Consider the following 20486-nt stretch of genomic DNA (forward strand, 5'->3'; position numbering starts at 1 on the left):
ATGCCGAATCGTCCAGCCTGCGCAATACCGACCCTGGGTCGGCTGCTGGCCATACTCTGCCTGCTGACAAGCGGCCTGCTGGGCAGCCTGGCGAGTAACGCGGCCGACATTTTGCTCACGGGGGCCGAAGACAGCCCGGCTGTGCGGGCGTTTACCCAGGCCCTGAGCGAGTTGCGACCACGCGATAACGTACGCTTCCAGACGCTGGCCAAAATGCCGATACCGGACAAGCTGCCGGAAAACATCCGCTTGATACTGCTCGACCTGCCCAGCCTCGACTGGCGCCTGCAGAACACCCAGGGCCCGGCGACTCTCGTATTGCGCATCAGCCGCCTGCAAGCCCGGCAACGCTTGAACAACACGTTGCCTGCGCGCCTTTGCCTGCTATGGAGCGATCCGCCACTGGACCGCCAGTTACGCTTGACCCGCACCCTGTTGCCTCAGGCCAGACGCATCGGCGTGCTCTACGACACCCACAGTGAATTCCTCTTGAATGAGCTGCGTCAGGCCGCCCTCCCCCTGGGTCTTGAAGTGGTCACCCAGCGCTGGGACAACATTCACGACAGTCGTCCACTACAAGCACTGCTAAGCAAAAGCGACGTGTTGCTGGGTCTGGACGATGCCGACCTGTACAACCCGCAAACCGCAAAGAACCTGCTGCTGAGCAGCTACTCGCGGCAAGTGGCGCTGATCGGACCCAACGCCGGATTCGTCAAGGCCGGGAGCCTGGCCAGCACTTATAGCGACCAGAGCGACTGGCTGGCGGTCCTCGACGAATTGCTCGACCGGCCACCGACCACCTGGCCGCGCACGCTCTATCCCCATCGATTCAAGGTCGCGAGCAATCCGCAGGTGGCACGTTCATTGGGCATCGAACAGATAGACGAAACGTCTGTCGCCACACTGCTGGCTGAAGGAGAACGCCGCCCATGAGCTTGCGCCGTCGCTGGGACATCAACACCCGCACCCAACTCATCAGCCTTGGCCCTGCGCTGCTGCTGACCTTGTTGCTGATCAGTTTCTTCACGTTCGTGCGCATTCAGGATCTGCGTCAGGAAATCACCCACACCGGGCAGTTGATCGCCAATCAACTGGCCCCGGCCACCGAATACGGAGTGATTTCGGGCAACATCGAAGTGCTCGAAACCTTGCTCAAGGCGACGCTGGCCACACCCAACGTGAGCTTTCTGGAAATCCAGGACAGCGCCAACCGGGTTCTGGTGTACGTCGAACAACCAAACGAACACCACAATCGCGCGCTACAACTCGAAGTGTTCCAGGCACCGATACGGCTCCAGCGCATCGCGTTGCACAATGATTTTTTCCAGAGCAGCAAAACCGCCACTGCCGCCCCCACAGAAGACTATCTGGGCCGGGTGATCGTCGGGCTGTCCAACGACGCCTTCAGCCGGCGCCAACAGGAAATCGTGCTCAAGGCGGCCATCCTGGCGCTGTTTGCCCTGCTGTTTACCTTCCTCGTGGCCCGGCGCCTGGCGGGCAGCCTGTCGCAACCGATCCGTGATATCGGCAATGCCGTCAAGGCGATCCAGGAAGGCGACTACAAGACACCGCTGCCCATAGTCGACGACACCGAGCTGGGGGCGCTGTCGCAACACATCAACAACCTCGCCAGCGGTCTCGAGCAGGCCAGCCGCGAACAGCATCAGGCCATGGCGCAACTGATCCAGACCCGTGAAGAAGCGGAAAAGGCCAACAACGCAAAATCCGATTTCCTCGCCATGATGAGCCATGAACTGCGCACGCCGATGAATGGCGTACTGGGCATGCTGCAGTTGCTGGAAACCACCGACATGACCGAGGAACAGGTGGAGTACGCGGCGCTGGCCTCGGAGTCCACCGAGCACTTGCTCAAGGTCATCAACGACATCCTGGATTTCTCGCGGATCGAACGTTCAGAGCTGGAACTGGAGCACATTGCGTTCAACCTCGCCGATCTGATCGGCAGTTGCGCCCAGTCGTTCCAGCACAGCGCCGTGCAACGCCGTCTGGACCTGCAACTGATGATCCCCGACGACATGCGCGGCTTGCAGGTCAAGGGCGACCCGACGCGTATCCGGCAGATACTGGTCAACCTGGTTGGCAACGCGCTGAAGTTCACCGAAAAGGGCCGCGTCACCATCGAGGCGCAGTGGCAGTCGCTGGACCACGAGTTGCTGTGGTTCACCTGCACCGTGCGCGACAGCGGCATCGGCATCCCGGCGCAAAGCCTGGAATTGATGTTCAACGCTTTCCAGCAGGCCGACAGCTCTATCTCCAGACGCTACGGCGGCACGGGGCTGGGCCTGCCGATAGCCCGTACCCTGGCCGAACGCATGGGCGGCACCTTGCGCGCGCAGAGTGAGGAAGGCCGCGGTTCGGTGTTCACCCTGGAAATTCCCCTGGCACTGCACCAGCAGACACAACCGCTGTTGCCCCCTCGCGCGCAATCGCGCAACAGCAACGGCGAAGGGCGCAATGTGCTGTTGGTCGAAGACAACCCGGTTAACCAGACGGTCATCGAAGCCATGTTGCGCAGCCTGGGCTTCAAGGTCAGTGTCGCCGCCGACGGCGCGCAGGCGGTACGCAGTGCCGAAAGCCTGATTTTCGAAGCGATCCTGATGGATTGCCGCTTGCCGATCATCGATGGCTATGAAGCCACCCGACAAATCCGCAAGCTACCCGGTTGCACCGACCTGCCGATCATCGCCCTGACCGCCAACGCCTTGCAGGGCGATCGCGAAGCCTGCCTGTCGGCGGGGATGAACGATTACCTGGCCAAGCCGTTCAAACGGACTGATCTGCAGCAAATTCTGCAACGTTGGGTGCAGTAGTACAGGCCTTTCGACCATCTGTGACTGGCGTGAAAGGCGAAAGTGCGGCAGTCTTAGGCACCCGAACAGGCCCGAAAAGGGGCTTGAATAAAAATTTCAGTGCACAAGTGTACATTCATGTCCTTGGTGCTGTGACTTTCACCACAACGCAATAGTCTATGAGTAGGCTGCCGGTTCGAGGCATGAACGCTTCGATCGGCCGGGAAGATTTGCCCCACCTGCCGCATGGGACTATTGAGGAGCTCGCATGACCAAACAAAACGCCTTTACCCGGGAAGACCTGCTGCGCTGCAGTCGCGGTGAGCTGTTCGGCCCTGGTAACGCGCAACTGCCCGCCCCGAACATGCTGATGGTTGATCGCATCACCCTGATCAGCGAAGAAGGTGGCAAGTACGGCAAAGGTGAATTGGTCGCCGAGCTGGATATCAATCCGGACCTGTGGTTCTTCGCCTGCCACTTCGAAGGCGATCCGGTGATGCCGGGCTGCCTGGGCCTCGACGCCATGTGGCAACTGGTAGGCTTCTTCCTGGGCTGGCAAGGCTTGCCGGGCCGTGGCCGTGCGCTGGGTTCGGGCGAAGTGAAATTCTTCGGCCAGGTCCTGCCGACCGCCAAGAAAGTCACCTATAACATTCATATCAAGCGCGTCCTCAAGGGCAAGCTGAACCTGGCCATCGCCGACGGTTCGGTCACTGTCGACGGTCGCGAAATCTATACCGCCGAAGGCCTCCGGGTCGGCGTGTTCACCTCCACTGACAACTTCTAAGGGTTATCCGCATGCGCCGCGTCGTTATCACTGGTCTGGGCATCGTTTCTTGCCTGGGCAATGACAAAGAGACCGTCTCCGCTAACCTGCGTGCAAGCCGCCCTGGCATCCGGTTCAACCCGGAATATGCCGAAATGGGTCTGCGTAGCCAGGTTTCCGGCTCCATTGACCTCAACCTTGAAGAACTGATCGATCGCAAGATCTATCGCTTCGTCGGCCACGCGGCAGCTTATGCCTACCTGGCCATGAAAGACGCCATCACCGACTCCGGCCTGACCGAAGAGCAGGTGTCCAACCCGCGTACCGGCCTGATCGCCGGTTCCGGTGGCGCATCGACCCTGAACCAGATGGAAGCGCTGGACATCCTGCGCGAGAAAGGCGTCAAGCGCGTCGGCCCATACCGCGTCACGCGGACCATGAGCAGCACCGTTTCGGCATGCCTTGCCACTCCGTTCAAGATCAAGGGCCTGAACTACTCCATCGCTTCTGCCTGCGCCACCAGTGCTCACTGCATCGGTACCGCCATGGAACAGATCCAGATGGGCAAGCAGGACATCGTCTTCGCCGGTGGCGGTGAAGAAGAGCACTGGAGTCAGTCGTTCCTGTTCGACGCCATGGGCGCCCTGTCCAGCAAGCGCAACGACACCCCGGAAAAAGCCTCCCGTGCCTACGACGCTGACCGTGACGGTTTCGTCATCGCCGGCGGTGGCGGCATGGTCGTGGTTGAAGAACTGGAACACGCTCTGGCCCGCGGCGCCAAGATCTATGCGGAAATCGTTGGCTACGGCGCGACCTCCGACGGCTACGATATGGTTGCCCCTAGTGGCGAAGGCGCGATCCGCTGCATGCAGCAGGCGCTGTCCACCGTCGACACCCCGATCGACTACCTCAACACCCACGGCACCTCGACCCCGGTCGGCGACGTCGCGGAAATGAAAGGTGTGCGTGAAGTGTTCGGCGACAAGGCACCGGCCATCAGCTCCACCAAGAGCTTGTCGGGTCACTCCCTGGGCGCCGCCGGCGTTCATGAAGCGATCTACTGCATGCTGATGATGGAAGGCAACTTCATTGCCGGCTCCGCCAACATCGACGAGCTGGACCCTGAAGTGGCCGACCTGCCGGTGCTGACCAAGACCCGCGAAAACGCCACCATCAACACCGTGATGAGCAACAGCTTCGGTTTCGGTGGCACCAACGCCACCCTGGTACTGAAGCGCTGGCAGGGCAAGTAATACCCCGCCATAACGCCGCACAAGAAAACGCCCCGACTGGTTCGGGGCGTTTTTTTTTGCCTTGAGAAAACCCTCTGAAGATGAAGCTTTTGTCATGAAACCAAATGCCCTGCGACTGAATGTCGCGGATTCCGCGGGCTGCAGCACTGTTGCCGTTTTTGCAAAAAACCCTTACCAAACCCAATCATTTACTTAGCAAGCTACCAAACTCTATAACAGAGTCCTGCACACGCCTTGCTGCAGATAACAGAGATTGGAGCTAGCAGATGACTGTAAAAGTAACTGAACGCGACGATTCACATAAATCCCACGAGGGTGTAGCCGCCGGTATCCGGATCTGGGACGTGCATCAACAAGACCTGCTGGTCGGGATGTTCCACTCCGAGACCGACGCGCAAAACTACAGGGCCGAACTGGAAATGCTCGAGCGCAAACGCGAGCTCGCAACCGGTTGAGGACAGACTCTACAGACTTGCAGTCTTGCCCCCCACGCAGGGGCAGGCTGCAACCGGGCCACTTGGCTCAGGTAATGTGAACAGCCGCCAAATGAAGGGAGTCGTCGATCACCAGCGCAGGGACAACACTGACGATCCGCCCCGCTTCAAGTTTCACCACCTCGCATTCACCGTCGCCCGCGCCGTCATTACGGATCGCGTACTGGAGCGAAGACGGATGCAGTTTGCCGTAGTTGAATTTCATGCCGCAGGCAATCAGAAAATCGATCTTCGCCCCCGCCAGTTCAATTTCCTTGTCCCGCTCACCGTCTTTCAACTCTGCATAATCGAGACATAAATTGATACTGAATGGGCAGCCCGGAACGAGGCTGTTAATAAACATCCCTTCATATCCACCAAAATAACTATGCTCGGCCCGCACACTACTCACTGCCTTTACCCTGACTACAAGCTCGTCAAACAACTTAAATAACCAATAGCCGTCTTCATCGCCAACATGGTTGCCGAAATCGATACCTGATACGTAGCGTTTCGGCCACATCGACATCAATGGCATATCGACCTCATATTCCTTGTTGGTAATTGTCAGCATGTAATTGATAACATCGTAGTAACTCGACTCCCCCTCTCCTACCTTGATAAGCGTCGCACAGCTTCCCGCCAGTAAAACGATCTTGCCGTATTGCTCCATTGGTAGTTCGCTGATCAACAGCGTCACACACTCAGGTACCTTCTCCAGGTATGCAGTACTCAGCTCGTGCAGTTCTTCTTCACTGCGGATCTGGTGCCAGGGAATATTCCAGAAAAACTCAGGCAGGGTAAAGAAAACACACGCAGTCTCACCATGTTTCTCACGGGCGGTCTTAGCAGCGATCTTGATTTTTCGGCGCACCAGGTAAGCGCGCTCGGCCAGTTCACTGTCCAGATAATCGAGAATGGATTGTTCGGGCATTCGCGGGTGCGACAACTGCGATTTGAAAGTGGGTTGACGTAACGAAGCGATACTTACCAGCATCAAAGATATCCTTATCCATTTAAATTCATTCCATTAGTTCCTCCCGCCAAACAGCTAACCACTCATTCAAGAGCGATTATTTTTGGCAAAAGAAAACCCGAAAGATCGTATCGATACGAGCTTTCGGGTTCAAATTTTTAATCCTGCAAAGTACTAGCAAATATTTAGTACTGGCGAACTATTTACCACATCAGATCATCAGGGATCTTGTAGGCCGCGTACGGATCGTCCTCGACGCTGACTTCTTCGGTCTGCACATTCAACTGCACGATGCGTTGCGGGTCACGCTCCTGAATCTTCAGCGCCGCCTCGCGCGGAATCACTTCGTAGCCGCCGGCGTGATGCACGATGGCCAGAGAACCGCTGCTGAGCTTGTTGCGCATCAGGTTGTTGACGCAGATGCGCTTGACCTTCTTGTCGTCGACGAAGTTGTAGTAATCCTCGGTCGTCAATTTCGGCAGGCGCGAGACTTCGATCAATTGCTTGACCTGCGCGGCACGGGCCTTGGCCTCGGCCTTTTCCTGCTGCTGGCGGTTGAGCTCCTGGTCGCGCTTGACCTTCTCGGCCATGGCTTCCTGTGCCGCCCGCTGTTGGGAGTCATCCAGTTCGATCTGGCCTTTGTGGGCCAGGCGTTGCTGTTTCTGCTTGTCTTTGCTGACCTGCTTGGCCTGCTTCTGGTTGACCAGCCCTGCTTTGAGCAACTGGTCGCGAAGGGAAATGCTCATGGTGCTTATTACTCACTTAGGCCACTGCTCAACCGCAGCTGGGCAAATTCTTTTCCTGACGTTTGGCTTCGCCCCACAAGGCGTCCAACTCTTCGAGGGTGCAATCTTCCATGGGACGGCGGGTGTCGCGCAATGCCTGTTCGATAAAACGAAAGCGTCTTTCAAACTTGCCGTTGGCGCCACGCAGTGCGGTTTCCGGATCAACCTTGAGATGCCGCGCCAGATTCACCACGGAGAACAGCAGGTCACCGATCTCGTCGGCCACGGCCTCGGGATCATTTTCCGACATGGCTTCAAGGACTTCATCGAGCTCCTCACGCACTTTGTCGAGCACCGGCAAGGCGTCCGGCCAGTCGAACCCGACCTGCCCCGCGCGCTTTTGCAATTTCGCCGAACGTGACAACGCCGGCAATGCAGCGGGGACGTCATCGAGCAATGACAGCTGTTCGGGCGCCGAGGACTTCTCTGCGCGCTCCTCGGCCTTGATCTCTTCCCAACGCTGCTTGACCTGCTCTTCGCTCAGGCGCGGGACATCCAGTGGCGCATAGAGATCGCCCGTAGGGAACACATGGGGGTGACGACGGATCAGCTTGCGGGTGATGCTGTCGACCACGCCATCAAATTCGAAGCGCCCTTCTTCCCGGGCCAACTGGCTGTAATACACCACCTGGAACAACAGGTCACCGAGTTCACCCTGCAAGTGATCGAAATCACCGCGCTCAATGGCGTCGGCGACTTCGTAGGCTTCTTCCAGAGTGTGGGGGACGATGGTGGCGTAAGTTTGCTTGATGTCCCACGGGCAACCGTACTGCGGGTCGCGCAGGCGGTTCATCAGGTGAAGCAGGTCTTCAAGGCTGTGCATCGACAATCTCATTTAGACGCAGGCCCCTGTAGGAGCTGCCGCAGGCTGCGATCTTTTGATGTTAAAAAACAAGATCAAAAGATCGCAGCCTGCGGCAGCTCCTACAAGGGTGCCGATCATGGCGTACGGTTACGCCGGGTTTCGATGATGTTCGGCAACTGGGAAATCCGCCCCAACAACCGCCCCAACGCATCCAGCCCCGGAATCTCGATGGTCAGGGACATCAACGCAGTGTTGTCCTCCTTGTTCGAGCGAGTGTTGACCGCCAGCACGTTGATTCGCTCATTGAGCAAGACCTGCGAGACGTCACGCAGCAACCCGGAACGGTCGTAGGCGCGGATGACGATGTCCACCGGATAGGTGAGCACCGGCACCGGGCCCCAACTGACCTGGATGATCCGCTCTGGCTCACGCCCGCTCAGTTGCAGCACCGAGGCGCAGTCCTGGCGGTGAATGCTCACCCCGCGGCCCTGGGTGATGTAACCGACGATGGCATCTCCCGGCAGCGGCTGGCAGCAGCCGGCCATCTGGGTCATCAGATTGCCGACGCCCTGGATCTGGATATCGCCGCGCTTGCCCGGTTTGTAGCCAGTGGCCTTGCGCGGTATGAGTTCAAGCTGTTCGTTGCCACGCTCCGGCTCGACCAGTTGCTGCGCCAGGTTGACCAGTTGCGCCAGGCGCAAGTCGCCAGCACCGAGGGCCGCGAACAGGTCTTCGGCGGTTTTCATATTGGCCTTGTCGGCCAGCTTGTCGAAATCCACCGCCGGCAGACCGAGGCGATTTAGCTCGCGCTCAAGCAGCGTTTTACCGGCCGCGACGTTCTGGTCACGAGCCTGCAACTTGAACCAGTGAACGATCTTGGCCCGTGCCCGCGACGTGGTGACGTAGCCCAGGTTCGGGTTCAGCCAGTCGCGGCTCGGGGTGCCGTGCTTGCTGGTGATGATCTCGACCTGTTCACCGGTTTGCAGGCTGTAGTTGAGCGGCACGATGCGCCCGTTGATCTTGGCGCCACGGCAGTTGTGACCGATTTCGGTGTGGACGCGGTAGGCGAAGTCCAGCGGGGTCGCGCCCTTCGGCAAGTCGATGGCGTGACCGTCCGGGGTGAAGATGTAGACCCGGTCCGGCTCGATATCGACCCGCAGCTGTTCCGCCAGGCCACCGATGTCGCCCAGCTCTTCGTGCCATTCGAGCACCTGGCGCAGCCAGGAGATTTTCTCTTCGTAATGATTGGAGCCGGACTTGACGTCGGTGCCCTTGTAGCGCCAGTGCGCGCAAACGCCGAGTTCGGCTTCTTCGTGCATCGCATGGGTGCGGATCTGCACTTCCAGCACCTTGCCCTCGGGCCCGATTACCGCCGTGTGCAGCGAGCGATAGCCGTTTTCCTTGGGGTTGGCGATGTAGTCGTCGAACTCTTTCGGGATGTGTCGCCACAGGGTGTGAACGATGCCGAGCGCGGTGTAGCAATCGCGCATTTCCGGCACCAGCACGCGAACGGCACGCACGTCGTAGATCTGGCTGAACTCCAGACCCTTGCGCTGCATTTTGCGCCAGATCGAATAGATGTGCTTGGCCCGGCCGCTGATGTCGGCATCGACACCGGTGGCCTGCAATTCGTTTTTCAGCTGGCTCATCACGTCGCTGATGAAACGCTCGCGATCCAGTCGCCGCTCATGGAGCAACTTGGCAATCTGCTTGTACTGGTCGGGCTCAAGGTAACGGAAGGACAAGTCTTCCAGTTCCCACTTGATGTGACCGATACCCAGGCGATGGGCCAGCGGTGCGTAGATGTCGAAGACTTCACGGGCCACGCGGTTGCGTTTTTCGTCGTCGGCGGTTTTCACCGCGCGGATCGCGCACGTGCGTTCGGCCAGCTTGATCAGGGCGACGCGAACGTCGTCGACCATGGCCACCAGCATCTTGCGCAGGTTTTCCACCTGGCCCTGAGTGCCCAGCACCAGGGATTTGCGCGGGCTCAGGCTGTCGCTGATCGCGGCCATGCGCTGCACGCCGTCGATGAGCTTGGACACCACCGGACCGAAGCGCTGGCTGACGGCCGGCAACTTGATCTGATTTTCGCGCACGCCTCGATACAGGATCGCGGCGACCAAGGAGTCCTGGTCGAGCTTGAGATCGGCGAGGATCTCGGCGATCTCAAGCCCGGTACGGAAAGTCGAGTTACCTTCCGACCACAGATTCTGTGCCGCATTGGCTTGTTGTTCGGCCTCCCGAGCGTACTCGCAGGCCTCTTTCAAGGCTTCGCGATCCAGTGCCAGATCGACACTGACCGCATGATCGAGCCAAGCCTCGAGATTGATACTACCGTCGGTGTTGATCGGCTGGTGTGCTCTCACCTGTACCATCTTGCTTACCTTCCCTACGACGCAGATTCAATGCGTCAAATCGCTGACCTTCGTTGCCCGTGCGCCCACGTCGGGCTGGGTGCGCGGCTGCACGGGCGGGCCAGTCGGACCAGACGAGCATCCTAGCTCGCTTCAAATAACGCCATGGCCTCGACATGTGCCGTTTGAGGAAACATATCGAGAATCCCGGCACGTTTTAACCGGTAGCCCTGCTTGATCAATTCGACCGTGTCGCGCGCCAGAGTTGCAGGGTTGCACGACACATACACCAATCGCTCGGCGCCAAGGCTCTTGAGCTTGCGCACGACCTCGAAAGCACCGTCACGCGGTGGGTCCAAGAGTACCGCACAAAAGCCTTCGGCGGCCCATTCGGCGCCTGTCAAAGGCTGGGATAAATCGGCCTGAAAAAACTTCGCGTTATGCAGATTGTTGCTAGCCGCATTCGCCGCGGCCCGATCGACCATCACCTGCACGCCTTCGACCGCCACCACTTCACGAGCGGCCTTGGCCAGCGGCAAGGCAAAGTTGCCCAGGCCACAGAACAGGTCGAGTACCCGCTCATCCGCTGTCGGCTTCAGCCAGTCCAGCGCCTGGGCGACCATCGCTTCGTTAACGGCGGCGTTGACCTGGATGAAATCCCCTGGACGATACGCCAACTCCAGGTCCCACTGTTCAAGGCGATAGCCCAACGACTGATCGGCCTCGACCGGTTGCGGTTCGCCGTCGCCATGCAGCCACAACTGGGCTTCATGTAACGCACAGAATTCCTTGAGGATCGTCAGGTCGGCGTCGGACAACGGTGCCATGTGCCGCAGCAACACAGCCAGCGTCGAGCCACTGAACAACTCCACATGCCCGAGCGCCTGGGGTTTGCTCAAGCGCCGCAGCATCTGGGGCAAGCGGGCCATGATCGGTTGCAAGGGCTGTACCAGCACCGGGCAGTCATCGATGCCCACGATGTCCTGGCTGCCGGCGGCACGGAAACCGACTTCGAGTTTTTTCGCCTTCATGTCCCAGCGCACAGCGACTCGGGCACGACGCCGGTAAGCGAATTCCGCCCCGCTCAATGGCGCTGCCCACTCTTCGGGTTCGACGCCCGCGACCCTCGACAACTGCTCGGCGAGCATGCGCTGTTTCAGGGCAAGCTGTTCGTTGTGGGGCAGATGCTGCACGCTGCAACCGCCGCAGCGGCCGGCATGGGCGCACGGTGCAGGCCGGCGTAACTCACTGGCCTTGAACACACGCTCAGTACGCGCCTCGACCACTTTGCCGTGGGCACCGAGCACCCGCGCCTCGATCTCTTCACCGGCCAATGCGCCGATGACGAACCAGGTGCGGCCTTCGAAAAACGCGATACCGCGACCGTCATTGGCCAGGCGCTCGATGGTCAGGCGCTGCTTTTTGCCGGTCGGGACTTGCGGGGCCTTGCTGCCGCCAGTGGGCTGGAAGCGCAGGCCTCTTTCATGTTTGGCCATCAGTTGGGCGCGTCGAAAATGCCGGTCGACAGGTAACGGTCGCCACGGTCGCAGATGATCGCGACGATCACCGCGTTTTCAACTTCTTTGGACAGACGCAGCATGGCCGCCACGGCACCGCCCGAGGACACGCCACAGAAAATGCCCTCTTCGCGAGCCAGACGACGGGTCACGTCTTCGGCTTCGCTTTGGGCCATGTCGACGATCCGGTCCACGCGGTCGGCCTGGTAGATCTTCGGCAGGTATTCCTGAGGCCAGCGGCGGATACCCGGGATCGCCGAGCCTTCCATCGGTTGCAGACCGATGATCTGCACGTTGTCGTTCTGCTCTTTCAAGTAGCGCGACACCCCCATGATGGTGCCGGTGGTGCCCATGGAGCTGACGAAATGGGTGATGGTGCCCTGGGTCTGGCGCCAGATTTCCGGGCCGGTGGTGGTGTAGTGCGCCTCGGGGTTATCACCGTTGGCGAACTGGTCCAGCACCTTGCCGCGACCTTCGGCTTCCATTTTTTGCGCCAGATCACGGGCGCCTTCCATGCCCTGCTCCTGACTGACCAGAATCAGCTCGGCGCCATAGGCCGTCATGGCTGCCTTGCGCTCGGCGCTGGAGTTGTCCGGCATGATCAGGATCATCTTGTAACCCTTGATCGCAGCGGCCATGGCCAGGGCGATCCCGGTGTTGCCCGAGGTCGCCTCGATCAGCGTATCGCCGGCGTGGATCTGCCCGCGCAGTTCGGCGCGGGTGATCATCGACAGCGCCGGCCGGTCCTTGACCGAACCCGCCGGGTTGTTCCCTTCGAGCTTGAGCAATAGGGTATTGCTGGTGGCGCCGGGCAGGCGCTGCAAACGGACCAGCGGAGTGTTGCCGACGCAATCGGCGATGGTTGGGTACTGCAAGGTCATGGCGTATTCGCAATCCAGACTGCGGGGGCGACTATCATACCGGCAAACGTTCCCAGGCCATATCACGCAAAGTGTGGTGCTTATGGTTTATGGGAATAAGCAGATATTTTGCGGTGAACATGAGGGCCTCTTCGCGGGCAAGTCGGATCGCCGCACCGCCGCTCCCACAGGGTACCGGGGTGATCATACGTTTTGCGGTTGGAACACGCCCAATGTGGGAGCGGGCTTGCTCGCGAAGGCGTCGGCACTGGCGCTATTAACATCCGCCAACAAGCGCATATTCAGGCGTAACCCGGTCCCGGTGTTCTGCGCCCATAGCTGTCCGCCCTGACGCTGCACCGCATTGCGGGCGATGCTCAAGCCCAGCCCGAATCCACCGTCCCCCGGTCGCGAACCGTCGAGCCGGGTGAACGGCAGGAAGATCCGCTCCAGATCCGCTTGCGCCACGCCGCCGCCGTGATCTTCCAGCCACAGGTGCCAGAAATCGCCATCACGACGACCACCCAATTGGACAATGCCTGCGGCCGGTGAATGCCGAATCGCATTGCGCAGAATGTTTTCCAATGCCTGGGCCAGGGTGTTGAGATGACCGCGAACCCAGCAGGATGAATCCACCGTGCATTGCAACTGCGTATCGGGCCAGCCACTTTCATAGCAGGCGTTTTCCGTGAGCATTTCCCACAGGGCCTGGATCTGGATCGCTTCGTCGGGCAATCGGGTGCGCTCGGTATCGAGCCACGCCAGTTGCAGCGTGTCCTCCACCAGGCGCTGCATGCCATCGACCTCACGCCCGATGCGCTCGCGCAATGGCTCCAGCCCCTGCTCGCTTTCACTGGCCACCCGCAGTCGGCTCAAGGGCGTGCGCAATTCGTGGGACAGGTCGCGCAGCAGTTGCTGCTGCAGGGCTACAGTACTTTGCAGGCGTTCGGACATGTGATCGAACGCCCGACCCAACTCACCCAGCTCATCCGATCGATTGGTGGTCCGGGCCGACAGCCGTACGTTCAGTTGATCGGCACGCCAGGCATTGGCCTGCGCGCGCAAGTGATTGAGCGGGACCACCAACAGGCGATACAGCCCGACGCATAGCAGCAAGGTGAACAATCCCGGAATCACGCCGTTGGTGATCACCCGCCAGAACACCCGATAACGCCCGGGTACAAAGCGCTTGGGTAACTCGATCACAAGGCTGCCGGCGGACGGGTCACCGGGAAACGGTATGCGCATCCACGGCCGACCTTTCTTGTGGATGGGCCAATCGAGGCCGCGCAAAAAGGTCAGGCGTTCGACTTCCTTGTCCGTCAACGATTGGTTGCTCAAGGACTGCAAATCACCACCGATGACACCGACCCAGCCTTTTTCCCGCTGATGCATGCCTTGCAGCCAGTCATCGACACCAGCGCTCTGGCGCTGCTGCCAGACCTGCTCGGCTTCGGCGGCGTAGCGCGCCAGGGTGCCGCGGGCCTCATCGGAAAGGAACTGGTTGCGCTGCTCCATGTAACGGCCCCAGGACCAACTCAGCCAGATCATCAGCAGGCAGAAAGCGACCAATAGACAGGCCAGTTTCCAGAACAGCGAATGCCTGCCGGGCAAGTTACACTTCATCAGCGTGGCTCAGGATGTAGCCCTTGCCCCATACCGTGCGTACTTCGCGCTCGGTGTAGCCAATGGCCTTGAGCTTGCGGCGGATCTGGCTGATGTGCATGTCCAGGCTGCGGTCATGGGCCGCGTAACCGCGTTGCAGCACCTGTTGATAAAGGAAGGCTTTGCTCAGTACTTCGTCGGCGCTGCGGTGCAGCGTCTCCAGCAACCGATACTCGCTGCGGGTCAAGCCACCGGCCTGTTCGCCATAAAAGACCTCGTAGCTTTCATCGTCGAAACGCAGGCTGTCCATCGATGGGGCCGGCACCGCGGGTGCGGGACGGCGGTCGAGTGCCACCCGCCGCAGAATGGCTTCGATGCGTACCCCCAACTCCACCATGCTGAAGGGCTTTGGCAGGTAATCATCGGCCCCCAGTCGAAAGCCGCTGATGCGATCGGCCTCGGCACCGAGGGCCGACATCAACAACACCGGGGTGGAATGGCTCTGGCGCAATTGGGTCAGCACCGCCAGGCCGTCCATGCCTGGCAGCAGAATATCCATCAGCACCACGTCGAAAGCTTCCCTGCGGGCAATATCCAGGCCTTCCCGGCCGTTCTGGCACCAGGTCACCTGGAAACCGCTACGGTCCAGATGCTCATGCACGTAGGCGCCGAGCACAAGGTCGTCTTCGATGGACAGGATTCGGGGGAGACCGGCAGTGATGGGAGTCATGACTATCTGCAAATAATTCTCAGTTGAGCAATTATTCAAGATTGCCTCGCCAGGGGCAACCCACCGTTTGTCCATATCGCCATTAAGTCATTCGGGCCGACGAATGACGGCACCATTTTTACGAGGATTGCCCGCGAGCAAATCGCTACACTGCGCAAGTGGTGCATGGCGGATGCATGTACAGCTCTATAAATAGCGGGATGCAGGAGAGATGCGTGCTCAAGAAACTGGGAATCAAAGGCCGCGTGCTGTTGCTGACCCTATTGCCAACCAGCCTGATGGCGTTGGTGCTGGGGGGGTATTTTACCTGGATGCAACAGGCGGACCTGCACATCCAGCTCATGCAGCGTGGCGAAATGATCGCCGAGCAGTTGGCGCCATTGGCGGCTCCCGCCATGGGCCATCAGGACAACGAACTGCTCGAACGCATTGCCACCCAGGCCCTGGAACAAACCGACGTACGAGCCGTGACCTTCCTGGCTCCTGATCGCACGCTACTGGCCCATGCCGGCCCGACCATGCTCAACCAGACCCCCTCCGGCAGTGGCACGCAGATGCTGCGCCGCAGTGGCAACGATGCGACCCGCTATTTGCTGCCGGTATTCGGCAAACACCGCAACCTGGCCGGGGACGTGATTCCCGAAGAAGCCGACCGCCTGCTGGGCTGGGTCGAACTGGAACTGTCCCATAACAGCATGCTGTTGCGGGGCTACCGCAGCCTGTTCGCCAGCCTGATACTGATCATTGCGGGACTGACGGGTGCGGCACTGCTGGCCCTGCGCATGGGGCGCACGATCAATCAGCCGCTGAGCCAGATCAAGCAGGCCGTGGCCCAGCTCAAGGACGGTCATCTGGAAACCCGCCTGCCGCCCCTCGGCAGTCAGGAGCTGGACGAGCTGGCCTCGGGCATCAACCGCATGGCCGGCACCCTGCAAAATGCCCAGGAAGAGTTGCAGCACAGCATCGACCAGGCCACCGAAGACGTGCGCCAGAACCTGGAAACCATCGAGATCCAGAACATCGAGCTGGACCTGGCGCGCAAGGAAGCCCTGGAAGCGAGCCGGATCAAGTCCGAATTCCTGGCCAACATGAGCCATGAAATCCGCACACCGCTCAATGGCATTCTCGGCTTCACCCACCTGCTGCAAAAAAGCGAGCTCACCCCACGCCAGCTCGACTACCTGGGTACCATCGAAAAGTCCGCCGACAGTCTGCTGGGGATCATCAACGAGATTCTCGACTTCTCGAAAATCGAGGCCGGCAAGCTGGTGCTTGACCATATTCCGTTCAACCTGCGCGACCTGCTCCAGGACACCCTGACCATCCTCGCCCCGGCCGCCCACGCCAAACAGCTGGAACTGGTGAGCCTGGTGTACCGGGACACGCCACTGTCACTGGTGGGCGACCCGCTGCGGCTCAAGCAGATCCTGACGAACCTGGTGAGCAATGCGATCAAGTTCACCCGCGAAGGCACCATCGTCGCCCGCGCCATGCTCGAAGAAGAACACGAAGACACCGTGCAGTTGCGCATCAGCATTCAGGACACCGGCATCGGTCTGTCGAACCAGGACGTGCGCGCCCTGTTCCAGGCCTTCAGCCAGGCCGACAACTCGCTGTCGCGGCAACCCGGCGGTACTGGCCTGGGCCTGGTGATTTCCAAGCGCCTGGTCGAACAGATGGGCGGTGAGATCGGCGTCGACAGCACGCCTGGGGAAGGATCGGAATTCTGGATCAGCCTGAGCCTGCCGAAAACCCGCGACGATGCCGAAGACCTGCCCTGCGCGCCCTTGCTCGGGCGACGGGTGGCGGTACTGGAAAACCACGAGCTGGCGCGGCAGGCGTTGCAGCATCAACTGGAAGACTGCGGCCTCAGCACCACACCGTTCAATACCCTTGAAAACCTGACCAATGGTGTCACCGCCGCCCACCAGACCGACCAGGCGATCGAGCTTGCCGTGCTCGGCATCACCAGTAACGACATGCCGCCGGAACGCCTCAACCAGCACATCTGGGACCTCGAGCATCTTGGCTGCAAGGTGTTGGTGCTGTGCCCGACCACGGAACAGACGCTGTTCCATCTTTCCGTGCCCAACCCCCACAGCCAGCTCCAGGCGAAACCGGCCTGCACCCGCAAGCTGCGACGCGCCCTGTCAGACCTGGTCAACCCGCGACCGATACGCAGCGAGCCGGGCGAACCGTTGTCCAGCCGCGCCCCGAAGGTGCTTTGCGTCGACGACAATCCGGCCAACCTGATGCTGGTGCAGACCCTGCTCGAAGACATGGGCGCCAAGGTGCTCGCGGTGGAAAGCGGTTATGCCGCCATCAAGGCAGTGCAAAACGAGACATTCGATCTGGTGCTGATGGACGTGCAAATGCCCGGCATGGACGGCCGCCAGAGCACCGAGGCAATCCGCCAGTGGGAAAGCGAGCGCCATTGCACACCGCTGCCGATCGTGGCCCTCACTGCCCACGCCATGGCCAACGAAAAACGCGCGCTGCTGCAAAGCGGCATGGACGACTACCTGACCAAACCGATCAGCGAGCGGCAATTGGCCCAGGTGGTGCTCAAGTGGAGCGGCCTGGCGCTGCGCAATCACAGCCCGGAGCGCGCAGGCGATGGGCATGCGGGTGCCCATGACCTGATGGTACTCGACCACGACGAAGGATTGCGCCTGGCCGCTGGCAAGGCTGACCTGGCTGCAGACATGCTGGCGATGCTGCTCGCGTCCCTGGAAGCCGACCGAGAAGCCATCCGCCTCGCTCAGCAAAGCAACGACCACAACGCCCTGATCGAACGGGTCCATCGCCTGCATGGCGCGACGCGTTACTGCGGCGTACCGCAATTGCGTGCGGCCTGCCAACGCAGCGAAACCCTGCTCAAGCAACAGGACCCGAAAGCCAGCGTGGCACTGGATGAGCTCGACCGGGCAATCAATCGCCTGGCTGCCCAGGCGCGCATGAATGCTTGATGCAGCGCAATCGCCAAGGGTTGCCGGCGAGCTAACCTGACGACTGTCGAATGCCGGCTTGCTCAACGGCGCAGGCCACCTTCAAGGAGCACTGCATGCGTACGATTCTTTTCAGCAGCCAGAACTACGACCGCGACAGTTTTCTCGCGGCCGGGCAGCCGGCCGGCATCGAGCTGCAATTTCAGCCTGCGCGCCTGAGCCTCGACACGGTAGCGCTAGCCCAAGGGTATGAAGCGGTCTGCGCGTTCATCAATGATGACCTCGGCGCGGCAGTGCTCGAACGCCTGGCCGCTGGAGGCACGCGCCTGATCGCCCTGCGCTCGGCCGGTTACAACCATGTCGACTTGCCGACGGCAAAACGTCTGGGACTGGCCATCGTACGCGTCCCGGCTTATTCGCCCCACGCGGTGGCCGAACATGCGGTAGCGTTGATCCTCGCACTCAACCGCCGCTTGCCTCGCGCCTACAACCGCACCCGAGACGGGGACTTCAGACTGCAGGGGCTGACCGGTTTCGACCTGGTGGGCAAGACCGTCGGCGTGGTCGGCACCGGTCAGATTGGTGCCACCTTCGCCAAAATCATGAGCGGGTTTGGTTGCCAGTTGCTGGCCTACGACCCCTACCCCAACCCACAGGTCGAAGCCCTCGGCGCTCGCTACCTGAGCCTGCCGCAACTGCTGGCCGAATCGCAGATCATCAGCCTGCACTGCCCGCTCAACGAGCAGAGCAAGCACTTGATCAACCGCGAGTCCCTGGCGCACATGCAACCGGGTGCGATGCTGATCAATACCGGGCGTGGCGGCCTGGTGGACACCCCGGCGCTGATCGATGCCTTGAAAGACGGTCGCCTGGGTTACCTGGGGCTGGATGTGTATGAGGAAGAAGCGCAGTTGTTCTTCGAGGACCGCTCCGACCTGCCACTGCAAGACGATGTGCTGGCACGGCTGCTGACCTTTCCTAACGTGATCGTCACCGCGCACCAGGCCTTCCTGACCCGCGAAGCGCTGGATGCGATTGCCGCCACCACGTTGCGCAACATTGCAGCCTGGACGGCGGGCACCCCGGAAAACCTGGTGACGGGAGACTGAAACGGATCGAAGGTCATCTGCCTGCGCGATGCGGCGTGCAAGCCCGTGCTAGCATATCGCGCATATTTGGAGGACCCATGGTCGAACACGATTTCCGCTACAGCCTGATGAACCCGCAACACACCCTCACCGAATGCCGCGCCCTGGTGCCGGGGCGCTATCAAGTCACCGGCAACGGTGGTTCGATTCGCAACAATGACGTGCTGGTCGTGACCCTCAAGGGTGCCAAGGACTTGTCCATGCGCCTGACCGTCGAAACGGTTCGCCACCTGATCAACCCGCCCGGCCAATGGGTCGCGGTAGCCAGTGGCCCGGTGTTCGGCGAACTGGCCATCCACACCTGGCAAGTGAACTGTGACAGCTGCGCCAAAGAGCTGAGCTTCGAGTTCGCCGTCGATGCCAAGCTGGGCAACAAGGCCGAAAAGCCTGCCGCCACCGCGCGGATTGCCGAGCTGGGCTGGACCAGCGTCGGCGAGAAACACCTGTGCCCGAAATGCCAGGAGCCTGCGTGATGAAACGCCTCGCTCTGAGCGCCATGGTCGGCGCCAGCCTGCTGGGTTGCGCCGCCGAGCCGGTGCAACTGCAACAGAACCGCAGCTACATTCTGGAGTGGATCGGCGAGCGGCCGTTGATGGACTACAGCCACCTGACCATCACCCTCGGCGAAGACGGCCGGGCCTACGGCAATGGCGGCTGCAACCACTGGTTCGCACCGTACACCCTCGAAGGCCACAAGCTGACCTTCGGCAAAATCGGCAGCACCCGCAAACTGTGCGCGCCAGCGCTGATGGAACAGGAAAAACGCTTCCTCCAGGCGCTGGAAAATGTCCAGCGCTGGGACGTCTCCCCGATCGAGCAGATGCGCTTCTGGCCAGCCGAAGGCAAGCCGCTGCGTTGGTGGCTTGAGGAGGGCTGATCCCCTGAAAGATCGCAGCCTGCGGCAGCTCCTACAGGGTGTACGACAATCCATGTAGGAGCTGCCGCAGGCTGCGATCTTTTTGCTTTAATTTTTCGCCTGCAACGCCTCAAGCTTGGCCATCACCCCCGCCGCTGTCTGTTCACCCATCAACTGCTCACGTACCTTGCCCTTGTTATCGATGATGTAGGTCACCGGCAACGCCTCGCTGCGCGGCAGCTCGAACAGTTCGGAAGGGTCCTGGGCCAGCACGGTGAACCTGATCCCCAGTTTCTCACTCGCACTCTTCAGTTCTTGCCCCTGGACGTTGTCGAAGTTGACCCCGAACACACCGATTTTCCTGTCCTTGAGCTGCTCGGCCAGGGCGTTCAACTCCGGGATCTCCGTACGGCAAGGCCCGCACCATTCTGCCCAGTAGTTGAGGACCAGCCATTTTCCGTCCAGGCGGTCAGAGGCGATTTTATGACCGTCCTGGTCGATGCCATAGTCATTACCGCAGCCCCCCAGCATCAACGCTCCGATGATCGCCAATGCTGCTGCCAGTCGCCTTGTCATGTCGTGTTCCTTGTCAAAAATTGA

The 20486-nt window shown here is 60.4% G+C and carries 18 protein-coding genes; 9 read left to right on the forward strand and 9 right to left on the reverse strand.

Features of this window, described 5'->3' with window-relative positions; translation table 11 throughout:
• From ACM6G4_RS10660 to ACM6G4_RS10680, 5 genes are all read left to right on the forward strand, one after another.
• Entirely contained in the window at positions 1-933 is a 933-nt protein-coding gene (locus ACM6G4_RS10660; RefSeq protein WP_223541051.1) for an ABC transporter substrate-binding protein, read from the forward strand.
• Positions 930-2831 (forward strand): ATP-binding protein, encoded by a 1902-nt coding sequence (locus ACM6G4_RS10665; protein ID WP_056728000.1) that lies wholly within the window; start codon positions 930-932, stop codon positions 2829-2831. The genes ACM6G4_RS10660 and ACM6G4_RS10665 overlap by 4 nt, the downstream gene beginning before the upstream one ends.
• Before the next feature lie 247 nt (positions 2832-3078).
• Entirely contained in the window at positions 3079-3594 is a 516-nt protein-coding gene (fabA, locus tag ACM6G4_RS10670; protein WP_003227150.1) for a 3-hydroxyacyl-[acyl-carrier-protein] dehydratase FabA, read from the forward strand.
• Positions 3595-3605: 11 nt separating this feature from the next.
• Positions 3606-4826, forward strand: a complete 1221-nt coding sequence (gene fabB, locus ACM6G4_RS10675; RefSeq protein ID WP_046042997.1) for a beta-ketoacyl-ACP synthase I — start codon at positions 3606-3608, stop codon at positions 4824-4826.
• A 266-nt stretch (positions 4827-5092) separates the two neighbouring features.
• The gene (locus tag ACM6G4_RS10680; RefSeq protein ID WP_056728002.1) at positions 5093-5281 is read left to right on the forward strand and encodes a hypothetical protein; all 189 of its coding nucleotides are present in this window, start codon (positions 5093-5095) and stop codon (positions 5279-5281) included.
• Positions 5282-5348: 67 nt separating this feature from the next.
• On the opposite strand, the gene ACM6G4_RS10685 is transcribed toward ACM6G4_RS10680, so the two are convergent.
• The 8 genes from ACM6G4_RS10685 to ACM6G4_RS10720 all read right to left on the reverse strand — a co-directional run bounded on the left by ACM6G4_RS10685 (position 5349) and on the right by ACM6G4_RS10720 (position 14934).
• On the reverse strand, positions 5349-6296 hold the full coding sequence (locus ACM6G4_RS10685) for a hypothetical protein (protein WP_414913638.1): 948 nt from the start codon (positions 6294-6296) through the stop codon (positions 5349-5351).
• Positions 6297-6478: 182 nt separating this feature from the next.
• Positions 6479-7021: a DUF2058 domain-containing protein gene (locus tag ACM6G4_RS10690; RefSeq protein WP_056728006.1), complete on the reverse strand. Its 543-nt coding sequence runs from the start codon at positions 7019-7021 to the stop codon at positions 6479-6481.
• 28 nt (positions 7022-7049) lie between these two features.
• Positions 7050-7883 carry a nucleoside triphosphate pyrophosphohydrolase gene (gene mazG, locus ACM6G4_RS10695; RefSeq protein WP_414913639.1) on the reverse strand — a complete coding sequence of 278 codons (834 nt, stop codon included), beginning with the start codon at positions 7881-7883 and terminating at the stop codon, positions 7050-7052.
• A 116-nt stretch (positions 7884-7999) separates the two neighbouring features.
• Entirely contained in the window at positions 8000-10243 is a 2244-nt protein-coding gene (gene relA / locus ACM6G4_RS10700; RefSeq protein ID WP_056728008.1) for a GTP diphosphokinase, read from the reverse strand.
• A 122-nt stretch (positions 10244-10365) separates the two neighbouring features.
• Entirely contained in the window at positions 10366-11718 is a 1353-nt protein-coding gene (gene rlmD, locus ACM6G4_RS10705) for a 23S rRNA (uracil(1939)-C(5))-methyltransferase RlmD (RefSeq protein ID WP_414913640.1), read from the reverse strand.
• Positions 11718-12620, reverse strand: coding sequence for a cysteine synthase CysM (gene cysM, locus ACM6G4_RS10710; protein WP_056728010.1), 903 nt, complete (start codon positions 12618-12620; stop codon positions 11718-11720). The genes rlmD and cysM overlap by 1 nt, the downstream gene beginning before the upstream one ends.
• 183 nt (positions 12621-12803) lie before the next feature.
• A complete protein-coding gene (locus tag ACM6G4_RS10715; protein ID WP_223541050.1) occupies positions 12804-14225 on the reverse strand; it encodes a sensor histidine kinase in 1422 nt (473 codons plus the stop codon).
• A complete protein-coding gene (locus tag ACM6G4_RS10720) occupies positions 14215-14934 on the reverse strand; it encodes a response regulator transcription factor (RefSeq protein WP_223541049.1) in 720 nt (239 codons plus the stop codon). The genes ACM6G4_RS10715 and ACM6G4_RS10720 overlap by 11 nt, the downstream gene beginning before the upstream one ends.
• A 215-nt stretch (positions 14935-15149) precedes the next feature.
• On the opposite strand from ACM6G4_RS10720, the gene ACM6G4_RS10725 reads away from it, so the two are divergent.
• The 4 genes from ACM6G4_RS10725 (at position 15150) to ACM6G4_RS10740 (ending at position 19907) form a co-directional block, all read left to right on the forward strand.
• On the forward strand, positions 15150-17903 hold the full coding sequence (locus ACM6G4_RS10725; RefSeq protein ID WP_223541048.1) for a response regulator: 2754 nt from the start codon (positions 15150-15152) through the stop codon (positions 17901-17903).
• 95 nt (positions 17904-17998) lie between these two features.
• Positions 17999-18991 (forward strand): 2-hydroxyacid dehydrogenase, encoded by a 993-nt coding sequence (locus tag ACM6G4_RS10730; protein WP_056728015.1) that lies wholly within the window; start codon positions 17999-18001, stop codon positions 18989-18991.
• Between the two features lie 77 nt (positions 18992-19068).
• Positions 19069-19503, forward strand: coding sequence for a hypothetical protein (locus tag ACM6G4_RS10735; RefSeq protein WP_056728017.1), 435 nt, complete (start codon positions 19069-19071; stop codon positions 19501-19503).
• Positions 19503-19907, forward strand: a complete 405-nt coding sequence (locus ACM6G4_RS10740) for an META domain-containing protein (protein ID WP_056728018.1) — start codon at positions 19503-19505, stop codon at positions 19905-19907. The genes ACM6G4_RS10735 and ACM6G4_RS10740 overlap by 1 nt, the downstream gene beginning before the upstream one ends.
• 87 nt (positions 19908-19994) lie before the next feature.
• On the opposite strand, the gene ACM6G4_RS10745 is transcribed toward ACM6G4_RS10740, so the two are convergent.
• On the reverse strand, positions 19995-20462 hold the full coding sequence (locus tag ACM6G4_RS10745) for a TlpA disulfide reductase family protein (protein WP_056728020.1): 468 nt from the start codon (positions 20460-20462) through the stop codon (positions 19995-19997).
• Between the last annotated feature and the right edge of the window lie 24 nt (positions 20463-20486).

This window comes from Pseudomonas sp. IT-P258 (assembly GCF_949767825.1).
Classification (GTDB): Bacteria; Pseudomonadota; Gammaproteobacteria; order Pseudomonadales; family Pseudomonadaceae; genus Aquipseudomonas; species Aquipseudomonas monachiensis.

What these genes read in the sequence shown, in the direction of transcription:
- ACM6G4_RS10745 (WP_056728020.1), bottom strand. Translation starts at nt 20,462, where the DNA reads ATGACAAGGCGACTGGCAGCAGCATTGGCGATCATCGGAGCGTTGATG.
- rlmD (WP_414913640.1), bottom strand. Translation starts at nt 11,718, where the DNA reads ATGGCCAAACATGAAAGAGGCCTGCGCTTCCAGCCCACTGGCGGCAGC.
- fabA (WP_003227150.1), top strand. Translation starts at nt 3,079, where the DNA reads ATGACCAAACAAAACGCCTTTACCCGGGAAGACCTGCTGCGCTGCAGT.
- ACM6G4_RS10680 (WP_056728002.1), top strand. Translation starts at nt 5,093, where the DNA reads ATGACTGTAAAAGTAACTGAACGCGACGATTCACATAAATCCCACGAG.
- fabB (WP_046042997.1), top strand. Translation starts at nt 3,606, where the DNA reads ATGCGCCGCGTCGTTATCACTGGTCTGGGCATCGTTTCTTGCCTGGGC.
- ACM6G4_RS10665 (WP_056728000.1), top strand. Translation starts at nt 930, where the DNA reads ATGAGCTTGCGCCGTCGCTGGGACATCAACACCCGCACCCAACTCATC.
- ACM6G4_RS10660 (WP_223541051.1), top strand. Translation starts at nt 1, where the DNA reads ATGCCGAATCGTCCAGCCTGCGCAATACCGACCCTGGGTCGGCTGCTG.
- cysM (WP_056728010.1), bottom strand. Translation starts at nt 12,620, where the DNA reads ATGACCTTGCAGTACCCAACCATCGCCGATTGCGTCGGCAACACTCCG.
- mazG (WP_414913639.1), bottom strand. Translation starts at nt 7,883, where the DNA reads ATGCACAGCCTTGAAGACCTGCTTCACCTGATGAACCGCCTGCGCGAC.
- ACM6G4_RS10715 (WP_223541050.1), bottom strand. Translation starts at nt 14,225, where the DNA reads ATGAAGTGTAACTTGCCCGGCAGGCATTCGCTGTTCTGGAAACTGGCC.
- ACM6G4_RS10735 (WP_056728017.1), top strand. Translation starts at nt 19,069, where the DNA reads ATGGTCGAACACGATTTCCGCTACAGCCTGATGAACCCGCAACACACC.
- relA (WP_056728008.1), bottom strand. Translation starts at nt 10,243, where the DNA reads ATGGTACAGGTGAGAGCACACCAGCCGATCAACACCGACGGTAGTATC.
- ACM6G4_RS10685 (WP_414913638.1), bottom strand. Translation starts at nt 6,296, where the DNA reads ATGCTGGTAAGTATCGCTTCGTTACGTCAACCCACTTTCAAATCGCAG.
- ACM6G4_RS10690 (WP_056728006.1), bottom strand. Translation starts at nt 7,021, where the DNA reads ATGAGCATTTCCCTTCGCGACCAGTTGCTCAAAGCAGGGCTGGTCAAC.
- ACM6G4_RS10740 (WP_056728018.1), top strand. Translation starts at nt 19,503, where the DNA reads ATGAAACGCCTCGCTCTGAGCGCCATGGTCGGCGCCAGCCTGCTGGGT.
- ACM6G4_RS10730 (WP_056728015.1), top strand. Translation starts at nt 17,999, where the DNA reads ATGCGTACGATTCTTTTCAGCAGCCAGAACTACGACCGCGACAGTTTT.
- ACM6G4_RS10720 (WP_223541049.1), bottom strand. Translation starts at nt 14,934, where the DNA reads ATGACTCCCATCACTGCCGGTCTCCCCCGAATCCTGTCCATCGAAGAC.